The sequence below is a fragment of the Ruegeria sp. BHSC223 genome (assembly GCF_059613025.1).
In genome coordinates this window covers 1-14,630 of record NZ_JBXWRR010000019.1, presented here as the reverse complement: position 1 = coordinate 14,630, position 14,630 = coordinate 1, and the positions used below count along the sequence as shown (strand labels likewise).

At 66.4% G+C, this 14,630-nt stretch carries 13 protein-coding genes; 2 read left to right on the top strand and 11 right to left on the bottom strand.

Annotated elements, in window-relative coordinates; all coding sequences use genetic code 11:
• Positions 1-2 precede the first annotated feature (2 nt).
• Positions 3-1,115: a CaiB/BaiF CoA transferase family protein gene (locus AC2FNY_RS18610; RefSeq protein ID WP_496803370.1), complete on the top strand. Its 1,113-nt coding sequence runs from the start codon at positions 3-5 to the stop codon at positions 1,113-1,115.
• Here AC2FNY_RS18610 and AC2FNY_RS18605 read toward each other — a convergent pair.
• From AC2FNY_RS18605 to AC2FNY_RS18555, 11 genes are all read right to left on the bottom strand, one after another.
• The gene (locus AC2FNY_RS18605) at positions 1,110-1,547 is read right to left on the bottom strand and encodes a MarR family winged helix-turn-helix transcriptional regulator (RefSeq protein WP_011046570.1); all 438 of its coding nucleotides are present in this window, start codon (positions 1,545-1,547) and stop codon (positions 1,110-1,112) included. The two genes, AC2FNY_RS18610 and AC2FNY_RS18605, sit on opposite strands and share 6 nt — an antisense overlap.
• Positions 1,548-1,609: 62 nt before the next feature.
• Positions 1,610-2,311 carry an ABC transporter ATP-binding protein gene (locus AC2FNY_RS18600; RefSeq protein WP_234143099.1) on the bottom strand — a complete coding sequence of 234 codons (702 nt, stop codon included), beginning with the start codon at positions 2,309-2,311 and terminating at the stop codon, positions 1,610-1,612.
• The gene (locus AC2FNY_RS18595; RefSeq protein WP_496803369.1) at positions 2,304-3,077 is read right to left on the bottom strand and encodes an ABC transporter ATP-binding protein; all 774 of its coding nucleotides are present in this window, start codon (positions 3,075-3,077) and stop codon (positions 2,304-2,306) included. The genes AC2FNY_RS18600 and AC2FNY_RS18595 overlap by 8 nt, the downstream gene beginning before the upstream one ends.
• Positions 3,074-4,918: an ABC transporter permease gene (locus tag AC2FNY_RS18590; RefSeq protein ID WP_496803368.1), complete on the bottom strand. Its 1,845-nt coding sequence runs from the start codon at positions 4,916-4,918 to the stop codon at positions 3,074-3,076. The genes AC2FNY_RS18595 and AC2FNY_RS18590 overlap by 4 nt, the downstream gene beginning before the upstream one ends.
• Before the next feature lie 66 nt (positions 4,919-4,984).
• Positions 4,985-6,199, bottom strand: coding sequence for an ABC transporter substrate-binding protein (locus tag AC2FNY_RS18585; RefSeq protein ID WP_238905577.1), 1,215 nt, complete (start codon positions 6,197-6,199; stop codon positions 4,985-4,987).
• Positions 6,200-6,291: 92 nt separating this feature from the next.
• Positions 6,292-6,873 carry an amino acid synthesis family protein gene (locus tag AC2FNY_RS18580; protein ID WP_234140021.1) on the bottom strand — a complete coding sequence of 194 codons (582 nt, stop codon included), beginning with the start codon at positions 6,871-6,873 and terminating at the stop codon, positions 6,292-6,294.
• Positions 6,870-7,451 (bottom strand): amino acid synthesis family protein, encoded by a 582-nt coding sequence (locus AC2FNY_RS18575; RefSeq protein ID WP_234217163.1) that lies wholly within the window; start codon positions 7,449-7,451, stop codon positions 6,870-6,872. Before AC2FNY_RS18575 ends, AC2FNY_RS18580 begins: the two co-directional genes overlap by 4 nt.
• Entirely contained in the window at positions 7,444-8,313 is an 870-nt protein-coding gene (locus AC2FNY_RS18570) for a UPF0280 family protein (RefSeq protein ID WP_496803367.1), read from the bottom strand. The genes AC2FNY_RS18575 and AC2FNY_RS18570 overlap by 8 nt, the downstream gene beginning before the upstream one ends.
• Positions 8,310-9,803 (bottom strand): 6-hydroxynicotinate reductase, encoded by a 1,494-nt coding sequence (locus AC2FNY_RS18565; protein WP_496803366.1) that lies wholly within the window; start codon positions 9,801-9,803, stop codon positions 8,310-8,312. The genes AC2FNY_RS18570 and AC2FNY_RS18565 overlap by 4 nt, the downstream gene beginning before the upstream one ends.
• Positions 9,796-12,540 carry a molybdopterin-dependent oxidoreductase gene (locus AC2FNY_RS18560; protein ID WP_496803365.1) on the bottom strand — a complete coding sequence of 915 codons (2,745 nt, stop codon included), beginning with the start codon at positions 12,538-12,540 and terminating at the stop codon, positions 9,796-9,798. Before AC2FNY_RS18560 ends, AC2FNY_RS18565 begins: the two co-directional genes overlap by 8 nt.
• Positions 12,540-13,367: an FAD binding domain-containing protein gene (locus tag AC2FNY_RS18555; protein WP_496803364.1), complete on the bottom strand. Its 828-nt coding sequence runs from the start codon at positions 13,365-13,367 to the stop codon at positions 12,540-12,542. The genes AC2FNY_RS18560 and AC2FNY_RS18555 overlap by 1 nt, the downstream gene beginning before the upstream one ends.
• A gap of 149 nt (positions 13,368-13,516) precedes the next feature.
• Here AC2FNY_RS18555 and AC2FNY_RS18550 point away from each other — a divergent pair, with 149 nt between their 5' ends.
• Positions 13,517-14,398, top strand: coding sequence for a LysR family transcriptional regulator (locus AC2FNY_RS18550; RefSeq protein ID WP_234167231.1), 882 nt, complete (start codon positions 13,517-13,519; stop codon positions 14,396-14,398).
• Positions 14,399-14,630 lie beyond the last annotated feature (232 nt).

Genomic DNA, 14,630 nt, shown 5'->3' with positions numbered 1-14,630 from the left:
AGATGAGCGCACCGTTGCAAGGGCTGAAAGTGGTCGAACTGGCCCGCATTCTGGCGGGGCCATGGATCGGCCAGACCCTAGCCGATCTGGGCGCCGAAGTGCTCAAGGTCGAAAGCCCCGAGGGCGACGACACCCGCAAATGGGGCCCCCCCTTCATCGAGCGCGAGGGCGATCGCTCGGCCGCCTATTTCCATGGTGCCAACCGGGGCAAGACCTCGATCGCGCTGGATTTCGGGGATGCGGGAGATCGCGACAAGCTGCTGGACCTGATCCGCGAGGCGGATGTGCTGATCGAGAATTTCAAGGTCGGCGGGCTGAAGAAATTCGGCCTCGATTATGACAGCGTCAAAGAGGTCAATCCGCGCCTTGTCTATTGCTCGGTCACCGGGTTTGGACAGGACGGCCCCTATGCTCATCGGGCGGGCTATGATTTCCTGATCCAGGGCATGAGCGGCATCATGGACCTGACCGGCGACCCGGCGGGCGAGCCGCAAAAGATCGGCGTGGCCTTTGCCGATATCTTTACCGGGCTTTACGGCGTCATCGGCATTCAGGCGGCACTGGCGGAACGGGAACGGTCCGGGATGGGCCAGCATGTGGATCTCAGCCTGCTCGACTGCATGACCGGGGTGCTGGCCAATCAGGCGATGAACTTCCTTGCCTCGGGGCAATGCCCGACACGGCTGGGCAATGCCCATCCCAATATCGTGCCCTATCAGGTGTTCCCGGTGGCCGATGGCCATATCATCATCGCCTGCGGCAATGACCGGCAATATGGCACGCTCTGCACCATTCTTGGTGTGGCCGAGCTGATCAATGACCCACGCTTTGCCACCAATCCCGACCGGGTCGCGCACCGGGCCGAGATGACCGAACTGCTAACGGCGGAGTGCCTGAAATGGACCAAGGCGGATCTGCTGGCCGCGCTGGAACAGGGCGGCGTGCCGGGTGGGCCGATCAACTCGGTGGCCGAGGCGCTGGCCGACCCGCAGATCGCCCATCGCGGCATGCGGATCGAGCCCGAGGGCGTGCCGGGCCTGCGCACGCCGATCCGCTTTTCGCGCTCGGACCTGGTGCTGGACAAGGCCTCGCCGAAAAGGCCGGTCAGATCATGACAGCTTGGCCAGCAGCCTGAGAAAGCTGCGCTGTTCGGTGGGGGACAGGGGGGCGAGCGTGTCGGCGGTGATGCGCGCGCCCGCGTCCTTCATTCGGGCCACCAGCGCCGCGCCCTGCGGCGAGAGCGAGATCAGCATCCGCCGCTTGTCGCCCGGATCGGGCTCGGCCAGCGTCAGCCCCTTCTGCCGCAGCCGATCGACCACGCCCTTGATCGTGGCCACGTCCATCGCGGCCAGTCGGCCCAGCTGGTTTTGCGAGCATTTGCCATGTTCGGACAGCCGCACCAGCGCGGCGAACTGGGTCGCGGTCAGCCCCTCGATGGTCTGCGACTGAAAGATCGCGGCATGACGCTGGCTGGCCAGCCGCAGCAGATAGCCCACCTGATCGTCCAGCCGATAGGGCTCTGCCCCGTGTTGCGCCGTGTCGTCCATCACCCTGTGCACCGGAATTTGCAATGACCCGCCTTACCGCAAGGGCAGGCAGGTCACAACCGTCAGACCGCCAGATACTGTGCCGAGACCTCGGGGCGGGCGTCGAGATCGGCAAAATCGCCCTCGTAGCGCATGGTGCCCTTTTCGATGATATAGGCCCGGTCCGACACTTCGCGCGCGAAATGCAGGTTCTGTTCGGACAGCAGCACCGACAGCCCCTCGCGTTTCAGCTCCGATATGACATTGGCCATCTGCTCGACGATCACCGGGGCGATCCCTTCGCTGGGTTCGTCCAGCAGCACCAGCGAAGGGTTGCCCATCAGGGTGCGGGCGATGCTCAGCATCTGCTGCTCGCCCCCCGACAGTTGCTTGCCCAGGTTCTGGCGGCGCTCGGCGAGGTTGGGAAACAGTTGGAACAGGTGGTCAGTGGTCCATTGCGGCGCGCCCTCGCGGGCGGGGCGGCGGCCCACTTCGAGGTTTTCCTCGACCGTCAACTCGCCAAAGATGCGCCGGTCTTCGGGGACATAACCGATCCCGGCGCGGCAGATCAGATGCGACGCCCGGCCCAGGATGTTCGCACCGTCAAGGCGGATGCTGCCGCCGGTCTGGCGCACAAGCCCCATCACCGATTTCATGGTGGTGGATTTGCCCGCGCCATTGCGGCCCAACAGCGCCACCACCTCGTTACGGCCCAGTGTCAGCGACACGCCGTTCAGGATTTGCGCGCGCCCGTATCGGGCGGTGAGGCTGTCGATCTCAAGCATTGCCGCGCTCCTTCTCGAACAGGCGGCCACCGCCCAGATAGACCTCTTGCACCAGCGGGTTGGCGCGGATCTCGGCGCCGGTGCCCTCGGCGATCAACCGGCCGCGATTGAGCACAAGGATCCGGTGGGCATGGGCAAAGACCACGTCCATGTCATGTTCGGTGAACACGACCGAGACATGCCCGCGCGCCACGATATCCGCCGTCAGCGCCATCAGCGCCACGCGCTCGGACGGGGCCATTCCGGCAGTGGGTTCGTCCATCAACAAGAGAGCCGGTTCATGCGCCAGCGCAATCGCCAGTTCCAGCCGTTTCAGGTCGCCATAGGCCAGTTCCGAACAGGGCCGGTCCGCCTGTTCACGCATCGACACCAGATCGAGCAGCGCCATCGCCTCGTCCAGATACATCCGCGTCGCCCGCGAGAACAGGTCATAGGCCCGGCGGTGATGCGAGATCAGCGCCATCTGCACATTCTCCCGCACCGTCATCGACAGGAAGGTCGCGGTGATCTGAAAGGTGCGTCCGACCCCCAAGCGCCAGATCCGGCGCGGCGGCGTGCCGATCAGCTCGCGCCCGTTCAGTTTGACCGAACCCGCGCTGGGCGGCAGATAGCCGTTGAGCATGTTGAAACAGGTGGTCTTGCCCGCACCATTGGGGCCGATCAGGGCGAGGAACTCACCCTGTCGCAACTCAAAGCTGACATCGTCGACCGCCTGCACCCCGCCAAAGGCCTTGGACAGGCCGCGTACCTCAAGAACCGGGGTCATGCCGCATCCCTCCGCACCAGCTGGATCAGCCGCCGGACACCGCCCGCGATCCCGTCAGGCGCCAGCAGGACCACCGTCAGGATGATGCCGCCGAAGATGAACCGCCAGTAGTCGAGCCGGCTGACCCAATCCTCGATCAGCACCATCGCCATGGCGCCATAAACCGGCCCTGCCAGTGCATGAATGCCGCCCAACAGGACCATGATCAGCCCGTCGATACTGTGCCCGATGCTGAGCGCGTCGGGAAAGACCGAGCCCTTGGAGAACACGAAGACCGCGCCCGCCAGCCCCGCCAGCGTTCCGGCCAGCGTAAAGCCCATCCATTGATGGAACCTGGTGTCGATGCCGATCGCCTCGGCCCGGATGCGGCTGTCACGGACCCCGCGCAGGGTATAGCCAAAGGGCGAATGCGCCACGCGTCTCAGCAGCCAGATACCGCCCAGGCACAGGACCAGCGCCAGATAGAAATAGACCCGGTCGGACGAGGCCCATTCGGCGGGCCAGACTCCCAGAATGCCGTCGTCACCGCCGGTGACATCCTGCCACTGAAAGGTGACGCCCCACAGGATCTGCGCCGCGGCCATGGTCAGCATGGCGAGGTAGACGCCGGACAGGCGCACGCAGAACCAGCCAAAGAAGAGCGCCGCCAGCGCCGCCGCCACCGGCCCCAGCGCCATGGCGGGCAACATGCCCCAGCCCAGCATCTTGACCGCCATCGCGGCGGCATAGGCGCCGACGCCGAAATAGGCCGCATGCCCGAAACTGACCATGCCGCCGATCCCCATCATGAAATGCAGCGACACCGCAAAGAGTGTCGCCACCATCACATCGACCAGCAGGATGGTGGTGAAATCCGACACCACCGCCGGGCTGAAGGCGAGCATCGCGACCAGCGCCAGCAGCACCATGGTCGATCTCTGATCGAGCAGGCGCAACGGCTGTTCCGGCTCCTCCGCGCCGCCATGCTCGCTGCCGGGGCGGCCGAACAGACCATAGGGCCGCACGATCAGCACCGCCGCCATCACGACAAAGGGCAGCACGATGGAGACCTGCGGAAAGATCAGGATGGCGAAGGCATTGAGGACCGAAATCAGCACCGCAGCGACAAAGGCCCCCGTGACGCTGCCCATACCGCCGATCACCACCACCACAAAGGCCTCGCCGATGATCGACAGGTCCATTTGCAACGACACCGCCTCGCGCGGGATTTGCAATGCGCCACCCAGCCCGGCCAGGGCCGAGCCCAGCACGAAGGCGGCCGAGAACAGCCAGGCCTGATTGACGCCCAGGGCGCCCACCATCTCGCGGTCTTGCGTGGCCGCGCGCACCAGCACGCCCCAGCGGGTGCGGTGGAATACCAGCCAGATCGCCGCCAGCACGGCGGGCCCGATGGCGATCAGGGCAAGGTCGTATTCGGGGATCGGTTCGCCCATCAGGCGCACCGCGCGGTCAAGGCCGGGCGCGCGTGGCCCCAGCAGATCCTCGGCTCCCCAGATCGCCAGCGTCAGGTCCTGCACGATCAAAACGACACCAAAGGTGGCGACCAGCTGGAACAGTTCCGGCGCCCGGTAGATGCGGCGCAGGATGGTCAGTTCCACCACCAGCCCGATGCCGCCCACCAGCACCGCCGCCGCCAGCACGCTGAACCAGTAGCCCGGGATGCCGCCCTGTAACGTGGTCACCAGCGTATAGGCCAGATAGGCCCCCAGCATGTAGAACGAGCCATGGGCGAAGTTCACGATCCGGGTCACGCCGAAGATGATCGACAGGCCCGACGCGATCAGGAACAGCGAGGACGCGTTCGCCAGTCCCGTCAGCAATTGTGCGAGATAAAAGCCCATCAGGCCGGTCTTCCTCTGGTCAGGTCAGGGTCCCGAGGGGCGCATGGCCCCTCGGGTTTCAGGGCGTTACTCCGCCGGGCGCAGCTTGGCGGCCTCTTCCTCGGAGGGCAGATAGGCCGCGCCATCGGCATAGGTCCAATCCACCATCTTGGGCTGGCCATCGACCAGCGCGGTCTTGCCCACATAGGCGCCCATGGTCGACTGGTGGTCGGCGGCGCGGAACATGAACGGGCCGGTCGGGCTGCTGCTCACTTCCAGACCTTCCATCGCGGCCAGCATCGCCTCGGTGTCGGTCGATCCGGCCTTGGTGATCGCGGCGGCAATCGACAGAACCGAGTTGTAACCCACGATCGAGCCGGTCTTGGGCGCTTCGCCGAACTTGGCCATATAGGCCTCGGCGAATGCCTTGTGCTCGGGCGTGTCGATATCGGTCGAGGGATAGCCGGTGACGATCCAGCCATTCGGCGTCTCGCCCTGAAGCGGCTCGAGATATTCGGGCTCGCCCGTCAGCAGCGACACCACCGGGCGGTCGTCGAACAGGTAACGCAGAGAGCCTTCGCGCACGAACTTGGCAAGATCACCGCCAAAGGTGACGTTATAGATCGCGTCAGGCTTCGATGCCTCAAGCGCGCGCACGGTGGGGCCTGCGTCGATCTTGAAGACCGGCGGCCACTGCTCCTCGACAAATTCCACATCGGGACGCAGGCGTGTCAGTTCCGCCTTGAAGGCCGCGACCGCGTCCTGACCATAGGCATAGTTGGGCGCCACCGTGGCCCATTTCACCGCATCCAGCTTGGCCGCCTGTTCGGCCAGCATGGCGGCCTGCATATGGGTCGAGGGGCGCAGGCGATAGGTATATTTGTTGCCCTTGGACCAGACGAGCGCGTCCGAGAGTGGCTCGGAGGCAAGGAAGAACACCTGCTTCTGGTTCGCGAAATCCGCGACCGCCAGCCCGATATTGGACAGGAAGGTGCCAAAGATCATCACCGCGCCTTCCTTGGCGATCAGCTCTTCGGCGATGCGGATGGCGGTGGCCGGGTCGCCGGTATCGTCGCGGCTGACCACGACAAGGTCCTTGCCCAGCACGCCGCCAGCGGCGTTGATCTGCTCAATGGCCAGTTCCCAGCCCTTCTTGTAAGGCTCGGTAAAGGCGGGCAGGCGGGTATAGCTGTTCACCTCGCCCAGCACGATGGTATCGGCCGCGCGGGCGATCTGAGGCGTCAGTGCCGCCAGCGGCAATGCGGCCAGAGCGCCCAGTACGGTACGTCTGATCAGTGTCATGTCATTTCCCTCCGGTTGATCTGTTGGTCTCAAACGGGCCGGTTGCCCCGGCCTCTGTCTGGGCGGCCCGCCCGTGGGGCAGGCCGCGAGGCTCATCTCAGGCCGTCCTTGCCTTCGGCCGCGTCATGGGTCAGCCCGCCGACACGCGGCAGCGGGCGGCCGCTGTCGGTAACGGCAACCGCCACCATGATCTCGTTTGCGCGCGGCGCATCGTTCAGCCGCACCTCGATCCCGTCGAAATGGCTGCGGACATAGGCCGCGTCCTTGTGGCCCAGCGGTACGTCCAGCACCTGTCCCGGGCTGCCCATCTTCTTGGACGAGGGCACCAGCGCCGCGCCTTTTTCCACCGCCTTGCGCAGGGGCGCGCCCAGTTTCGGATGCAGGATGGCGGCGGCATGTTCCAACTCGCCATTCTCGCCCACCATCGCGGATTTGCCATAGCTTTCGGCCTGCTCGGGTGCGATCCCCAGCGCCTGCACACAGCGCTCGCCCAACAGCGCGCCAAGCTCGGCGCCGGTGTCCATCAGCTCGGTCAGATCCTCGACATAGCGGCCCGCAAACGGGTTCTCGATCACCGCCACGGCCACCGCCTTGCGGGTGGGCGGGGATATCTCGCGGCCCGCTTCGATGCGGGTTTCCTCAATGAATACAGCGATCTTGCGGATCTTGGTCATCTCAGCCCGTCCTCTCCCTTGATCTGCCAGGCCTCCAGCCCGCCCGCGCGGGAATGCACCCGCGGACCGGTGCTCATCACCAGCACCAGCGCCATCTCGTCGGCGCGGGGCGCATCGTTGCTGCCAACCTCCATACTGTCAAAATGGCTGCGCACGTAAGAGGCGTTGATATGGGTGATCGGCACGTCCAGCCGGGCGCCGACACCACCCACCTTTTTCGACGAGGGCACGATGGCATTGGCGGTGCCCAAGAGCTGCCGCATCGCATAGCCCCCCGGCGCATGCCAGAGCGCGCCATGTTCCAGCTCTCCCGCCTCGCCGATCAGGGCGCCCTTGCCATAGCCCTCGATTTGTTCCGGCCCGCCGAGCATGTCCAGAAGCTGCCGCGCCATGCTCAGGCCTAGGGGTTTGAGATCCTCCATGAACCCCTGGATCTCGGGTTCGTACCGCCCGGCAAAGGGGTTCTTGAGGATGCTCATGACCGAGGCCCGGCGCAGCGGGGTTGCGGCCACCGGGCCTCCCTCGTGCCAGATCTCTTCCAGTGCCGAGACGGTTTTTCTGAGGATCAGGTCAGGCAAGGGCAAGGCTCCTTTCAGGGGCGGTCACGGGGATGGCGCCGGCATGGCGGGCCTGTCCGCGCAAGGACAGATGGGCGGCACGAATGTGTCCGGCGGCGATCAATTCACTTGCCAGTTTCTGCCCGTTTTCAAGGGCATGCAAGACCTCGTTGCGGGCAAGGGCACCGCAATGGGTGACAACGGGGCGGTGGCCCAGATCGCTGTCATCTCTGACTGCGCAGGCAGGAGCGCGGCGGATCGCGGGGTGGCCGGGCAGGTCGGTCGCGTTGGCGATCAGCGTGGCCGCCGCGTCGGCGGCGGCGGCGCTGCGGGCCAGAACCGTGACGCTCTCGGCAATGCCGAGGCTGAGGCTGCGGCCACCCAGACCCGAGGTGGCGATGCCGCCGATCCCGTCGCTGGCGCTGACCGAGATGCGGCCAAGGTCGTGCCCGTAGGGCGTGGCCATGGCGAGGGTGAAACGAGCCTCGCCCCTCAGGTGCAGGGCGATATCGCCGCCGTTGTTCACATAGGCGCGGGTCAGCGGCGCGGCGGCCAGCATCGCGGCCAGCACCTCGTCGGCCACACCACCGGCAACGGCGGCCATGCGGGTGAGGCGCAACGCCATCAGCGGGCGGCAGGTGGCGTCCATGCGCCGGGCCACCGGGCCACGGGGCAGGGGCGCATCGGGGGTGAGTTCGGTTTTCAGGAGCGGCAGTTCACCGACCAGTTCCTCCAGCACCGTCTGGAACCGCGCGGTTGCGGCGGCAAACGCGGCCTTTCGCGCGCCCGGTCCGCCCTCGGCCCCGATGATCAGGTCGATGGGCCCGTGCTGCAAATGCAGCCGTTTGCCATCGGGCAGCAGGGCGGCGACAGCTCCGGTCATGCGTCCTCCCCCCGCGACCAGCGGTAATTCTCGCGCGCGTTGGGGTCGGGCTGGGTGTCGCGCTTGCCCAGCTTGCGGTCGCGTTCCGACACCACCTGGGCCACCGGTTTGATTTCGCTGACATGGCCGCCCAACGTGCCGTAATCGCTGACCCGCATGGTAAACTCGATGGGGGCCACCAGAGCGGGCGTGGGCACATAACCGAAGGAATTCGAGGGCATCTCGGTCACGTCCACCATCACGGTGATGCCGCCGCCGGGCCAGACATAGGCCGCCGCCCCGCCGCAGGAGACATGGGTGAGCGAGGATTTCACCGATTTGGTCAGCCGCACCGGGTTCTCTGTCACGCCCGCGCGCAAGCTACCGCCCGCGCCCCCCATGAAGAGGACCGAACAGACCGAGGGTTCGCAGTTTTCCGCGATCAGTTCCGCTGAGGCGCGCAGTTTCTCGGGGATCGGTACCGGCTGCGGCACCAGATCGGCGTCCAGCTCGTAATAGGCGAATTGCTCGCCTGTGGTGGAGACCATCATCAAGCGCAGGCCGGGCCAGGCTGTGTCGGGCTTGAATTTATCAAGGATGACCAGCGGATCCTCGACATCGGTTCCGCCCCAGCCGGTGCCGGGATCGGCCACCTGGAAATAGCGGCCCGGCGTGGAGCGGCGGCCCTTGATGCGGATGCCGGTGGGCGGCACGTCGAGCATCTTGCCCGCCTGATGCTCGCTGAGCACGCCGGTGATGTGGTCGTCGACCACCACCACGTCATCGGCATGGCCCAGCCATTGTTTCGCGAACATGCCGATGGCGGCAGAACCGCAGCCGACGCGCATCAGCTTTTCCTCGGCCCCGTTGATGATGGGGGCGCGGCCCGCCTGCACGATCAGCGTGGTTTCATGGCCCGGTTCGCCGATCACCATCTCGACCGCTTCGCAATTGCACAGGCGCAGGAGCGCGTCACAGGTCACGCGGCCTTCTTTCTTGGACCCGCCGGTCAGGTGCTCGACACCGCCCAGAGACAGCATCTTGGAGCCATATTCGCTGGTCATCACATGGCCGATGGGCTCGCCATCGACCCGCACCACGTCGCGTTCATGGCCGATATGGCGGTCGGTGTCGATCTTCACCTTGACGCCGCAATAGGAGAAGATGCCCTCGGTCACGACGGTGACCATGTCGACGCCCTCGACCTCCTGACTGACGATGAAGGGGGCGGGCTTGTAATCGGGATAGGTGGTGCCGGCACCGACGGCGGTGACAAAGGCGCGGTTCTGCTGGACGATGTTACCGTCCCAGTCATCGCCTGTCTGCGCATCCTTGAGGAAGGGCACGACGCGGGTGCTGCCGCTTTCGATCACGGTGAGCGCATCGAGGCGGACCAGTTCGCCGCCATGGTTGGCATAGCGGTCGCAGGCGCCGGATTTGCCATCGGCGATGTAACAGAGCACCGGGCAGGCGTCGCAGCGGATCTTTTCGGGGCGGATACGGTCAGTCATGTCCGGCTTCCTTCAGCGCGGCGCGCAGGCGGGCGGGGGTGACGGGGGTCTGGCGGATGGCAACGCCGGTGGCGTGGCGGATCGCGTTCAGCAGTGCAGGCGCGGTGGGGATCAGGGCGTGTTCGCCCAGCCCCTTGGCACCATAGGGGCCGTGTTCGTCCGGGTCCTCGATGATCAGGGTTTCGATCGGGGGCACGTCGCCGATGGTGGGGATCAGGTAGTCGTGCAGGTTGTCGGTGCGGCCGGGGATATATTCCTCCATCAGCGCCATGCCGAGACCTTGGGCGATGCCGCCCTCGACCTGGCCTTCGACCAGGGCGGGGTTGACCGCGTGGCCCACGTCATGGGCGGCGGTAAAGCGGAGCGGGCGGATTGTGCCCAGCCGTGTGTCGATCTCGACCACCGCCAGATGGGCGGCATAGCCGAACTGGGCGTAAGGCACCCCCTGGCCGTTCTTGTCGAGCGGTTTGGTGGGCGGGTCATAGGTCTCGGAGGCGCCGAGGACATAGCCGTCGGCGTCCGTGGGCAGGTCGGAAAGGTCGATCACATGGGCTCGGCCATTGTCGGTGATGTGGATCCGGCCCTGGCCCAGCGTCAACGTGGCCTCGGGCCCGGCATTGACGCGGGTCAGGATCGCGGCGCGCAGCGCCGCGCCTGCCAGCCTTGCCGCATTGCCGGTGACAAAGGTCTGGCGCGAGGCCGAGGTCTTGCCCGCGTCGGGCGTCAGGTCGGTATCGGCGCCGATCAGTTCGATCCGGTGGGTCGGGATGCCAAGCGCGGTGGCAAAAAGCTGTGTGATGACGGTATTGGCGCCCTGGCCGATATCCATCGCGCCCTGATGCAGCACGACCGTGCCATCGGCGCGGATACCGCATTTGATGGTCGAGGGGTTGGGCAGCGAGGTGTTGCCGCAGCCATACCAGCCCGCCGCGATGCCGACGCCGCGTTTCAGGACCGAGTTTTCGGCATTGAAGGCCTCGGTCGCCGCGCGCTCGCGGCTCCAGTCGGGTTTCAGCGCCTGCAAACAGGCGCGGATGCCGACGCCTTGCGTAAAGACCTGGCCGCAGACGGTGGGCTGGCCGGTGTTCAGCGCGTTTTTCAGGCGGAACTCCAGCGGGTCCATCCCCAGTTTTTCGGCAAGCTCGTCGAACAGGGTTTCCTGCGCGATGGCGGCCTGCGGCACGCCAAAGCCGCGAAACGCACCCGAGGGCGGGCAATGGGTGTGGATACCCTGCGCCTGGGCCCGGTAGTCGCGGATGAAATAGGGGCCCGAGCCATGCACCGGCACCCGGTTCGCCACGGTCGGCCCCCAGCTGGCATAGGCGCCGGTATTGAACCGGCCTTGCAGCGCGAACCCCTTGAGCCGCCCGTCTGCGCTGGCGCCGATGCGCAGGTGCAGCTCGGAGGGGTGGCGCTTGGTGCTCATCTGCATCGACTGCACCCGGCTATAGGCCAGCCGCACCGGCTGTCCGGTCTTCAGCGCGGCAATCGCCAGATAGGGTTGCACCGACATGTCGAGCTTCGAGCCGAAACCGCCGCCGACGCCGGTGGGGATGATGCGGATGCGATCAGAGCCGAGGCCCAGCACCATCTGGAGCCCGTCGCGGTCCAGCACCGGGGCCTGAGTGCAGGCATGCACCACCACCTTGTCGCCGTCCAGATAGGCATAGCCCGCCTCGGGCTCGATATAGGCATGTTCGACAAAGGGGGTGGCATAGCGCCCCTCGACCACCACGTCCGAGGCAGCAAGCGCCGCCTCGGCATCGCCGCAGGCGACAAACCCAGTGACCATGACATTGCCCGCGCGGTCCTTGTGCAGCAGCGGCGCGCCGGGGGCGGTGGCGTCCGCGACGTTTTCCACCGCGTCGAGCCGGGTCCATGTAACCGGAAACAGGGCGAGGTCGAGCGTTGCGGCCACCTCGGGCGAGGCGACGATGGCGGCGACCGGTTCGCCGCGAAACCGGGTTTCGGTTTCGGCAAACACCGGCTGATCCTCGAACCCCGGCATCACGCCGAACCGGTTGCGGCCCGGAACGTCGGCGGCGGTCAGCACCGCCACCACACCCACGTGGGCGCTGTGCCAGCTCTCGATATCGCCCAGCGTGAAGCCCGCGCGGGGGTAGGGCGCGCCCACCAGCAGGATCTCCACCGTGCCCATGGGGGCAACATCGTCGCCATAAGCTTCGGTTCCCGCCACCTTGCCCAGACCGTCGAGCCGGGGGATGGCCGCGCCGGAATGTCCGTCGCCTTCGACGGGGGTGGGCAGCGGTGCGCCCGCCTGCATCACCGCCTGGATGATCTTGCGATAGCCGGTGCAGCGGCAAAGCACGCCGCCAAGCGCATCCTGAACCTGCGTCTCGCTCGGCTCCGGGGTTTCGCGCAGCAGCGCGGTGGCGGCCACCATCATGCCGGGCGTGCAGATGCCGCATTGCGCCGCGCCATGGGCGAGGAAACTGTCGCTGAGCTTCTGCGCCACAGGGTCGGTGGCAAGCCCCTTGAACGTGTCCACCCGGCGGCCCGCCACCTGATGGGCAGGGGTCAGGCAGGCGCAGACGGGGGCGCCGTCGACCAGCACGGTACAGGCGCCGCAATCGCCCGCGTCGCAGCCCACCTTGACCTCGCGCGCGCCGCAACGCTCGCGCAGCATCCGCGAGAGGCGTTCGCCCGGTTGCGGGGTGGCGCGCGCGGGCGCACCGTTCAGGGTGAAATCTGTTGTTGTGGACAAGGGACGGTCCATCACTGTCCTCCTGCCGCGCGGATCGCGCGGGTGATCTGTTCGGCCACTGCATCCAGCCGGTACCCGGCGCTGCCGCGCACGTCGTCGATGGGCGAGAGCGGGGTGAGATGCGCGGGGGTGACGCGGATATCTTCGGGGCGCTGGCCGGTCAGGTCGCGTTCCAGCGCGCTCAGCCGCTGCGCCACCGGCGAACAGGCGCCCACCGCGACGCAGGCATGGTCGATCCGCCCCTGCGCGTCGCATCCGATCACCACCGCCACCATGGCGATGGAAATCACCAGATAGCGCCGTGCCCCCAGCTTGACAAAGGCGCCACGCGCATGGGCGGGCGGATCGGGCAGCAGAAGGGCACTGACCAACTCGCCCGGTTGCAGGGCGGTGCGGCGGACACCGGTCAGAAACTCCGCCAGCGGCAGCACCCGCTGGCCTGTGGTCGAGGTCAGCTCGACCCGCGCCCCAAGCGTCAGCAGCGGCGGCACCCCATCGGCGGCGGGAGAGGCATTGCACAGGTTGCCCGCAACCGTGCCCGCATTCTGGATCTGGATGCTGCCCACCTCGCGCGCAGCGGCGCGCAAGCCGTCAAAGGCGGGCGGCAGGTCGGCCCGGGCGATCTGGGTCCATGTGGTGGTGGCGCCGATGCGCCAACCCTCAGCCGCCCGGCTGATACCCTGAAGAGCCGCGATCCGCGTCAGGTCAAGGATATCCCCGCCGAACGGTGCCGCCCCTTGCGCCGGATAGACATCGGTGCCGCCGGCGACAACGCGCATGTCCCTCTCGGCAAGGCGGTCGAGCGCCTCCTTCAGTGAGGCAGGGGCGTGATAGGCCATGAGCGTCGTCTCGTCCGTCCGGTGGATTTCATTTGTACGCTAACGGTATTTCCCGGTTTCGATTCGTGTCAACCGCTTGTTGGAAACCGGGCTGTTGTTGCGGGCCGTCTGGTCTATTGTGGCGCACGGAGCGGACCGGGAACAGAGACTTGATCGAACTGCGCGACCTGCAATTGCTCAGCGCCCTGGCGCGGCATCGACACTTTGCCAAGGCGGCCGAGGATTGCGGAATCTCGCAACCGGCCTTTTCGATGCGGATCCGCAATCTCGAAGAGCGGCTGGGTGTCACCATCGTGCGCCGTGCCAACCGGTTTCAGGGCCTGACCGAAGAAGGCGAGATGATCGTGCGCCGCGCCCGCCGCATCCTGGGCGATGCCAAGGCGCTGGAACAAGAGGTGGCGGCGGTCCGGGGCGAGATTTCGGGTGCGCTGATCCTGGGAGTGATCCCGACCGCGCTGGCCTTTACCGGGCGGCTGGTGCGGCGGCTGCATCAGGCGCATCCGCGGATCGTGGCGCGGATCGATTCGATGTCCTCGACCGCGATCCAGCAGGGGCTGGACGAAGGCACGATTGACGCGGGCATCACCTATGGCGACAGTATCGGCACCGATCTGCGCCATGTGCAGCCACTCTACGAGGAAACCTATGTGCTGCTGGTGCCCGCACATCTGACCGAGGTGACCGGGCCGATCCCCTGGGCGCGGGTGGCCGAGTTTCCGCTCTGCCTGCTGGAGCCACAGATGCAGAACCGGCGCATCCTGGACCGGATATTCGCCGAACAGGGTCTGCATCCGCGCATCGTGGCCGAGACCAGCGGCTTTACCGCCGCGATGGTAATGGCGCGTGAGGGGCTGGCGGCCGCCGTGGTGCCGCGTGTTCTGGTCCGGGCGCTGGGCGATCTGCGCGGCACAAAAGTGTTGCCGCTGATCGACCCGGTTGTGTCCAAACCCATTGCGCTGGCCACGCTGGACCGCGATCCGGAACTGCCGACGGTGACGGCCCTGCGGCAGGTGGTTGCCTCATTGCGGTGATAAGGCGTCGTTATCGTGCGTTCGAAAGATGCGATTTGACGATATCTTATTCTGATGAGAGACGGGCTCTGATCGGAGGGCGACATGGCACCATTGGACAGCAAATCATCAGGCGGCGAACCGGGCGTATGGAAGAGTGGTCGTGGTCGAGGGCGTCGATTGCCGAAGGGTCGTGTTTATAGCGATGAGGGTTTGGCGGCTGTACGGGCTTTGCTGGGGGATCGTCCGCGGC

Coding starts and splice junctions, on each gene's coding strand:
- AC2FNY_RS18585 (WP_238905577.1), bottom strand. CDS start 6,199: ATGACACTGATCAGACGTACCGTACTGGGCGCTCTGGCCGCATTGCCG.
- AC2FNY_RS18580 (WP_234140021.1), bottom strand. CDS start 6,873: ATGACCAAGATCCGCAAGATCGCTGTATTCATTGAGGAAACCCGCATC.
- AC2FNY_RS18565 (WP_496803366.1), bottom strand. CDS start 9,803: ATGACTGACCGTATCCGCCCCGAAAAGATCCGCTGCGACGCCTGCCCG.
- AC2FNY_RS18605 (WP_011046570.1), bottom strand. CDS start 1,547: ATGGACGACACGGCGCAACACGGGGCAGAGCCCTATCGGCTGGACGAT.
- AC2FNY_RS18600 (WP_234143099.1), bottom strand. CDS start 2,311: ATGCTTGAGATCGACAGCCTCACCGCCCGATACGGGCGCGCGCAAATC.
- AC2FNY_RS18560 (WP_496803365.1), bottom strand. CDS start 12,540: ATGGACCGTCCCTTGTCCACAACAACAGATTTCACCCTGAACGGTGCG.
- AC2FNY_RS18610 (WP_496803370.1), top strand. CDS start 3: ATGAGCGCACCGTTGCAAGGGCTGAAAGTGGTCGAACTGGCCCGCATT.
- AC2FNY_RS18555 (WP_496803364.1), bottom strand. CDS start 13,367: ATGGCCTATCACGCCCCTGCCTCACTGAAGGAGGCGCTCGACCGCCTT.
- AC2FNY_RS18595 (WP_496803369.1), bottom strand. CDS start 3,077: ATGACCCCGGTTCTTGAGGTACGCGGCCTGTCCAAGGCCTTTGGCGGG.
- AC2FNY_RS18570 (WP_496803367.1), bottom strand. CDS start 8,313: ATGACCGGAGCTGTCGCCGCCCTGCTGCCCGATGGCAAACGGCTGCAT.
- AC2FNY_RS18590 (WP_496803368.1), bottom strand. CDS start 4,918: ATGGGCTTTTATCTCGCACAATTGCTGACGGGACTGGCGAACGCGTCC.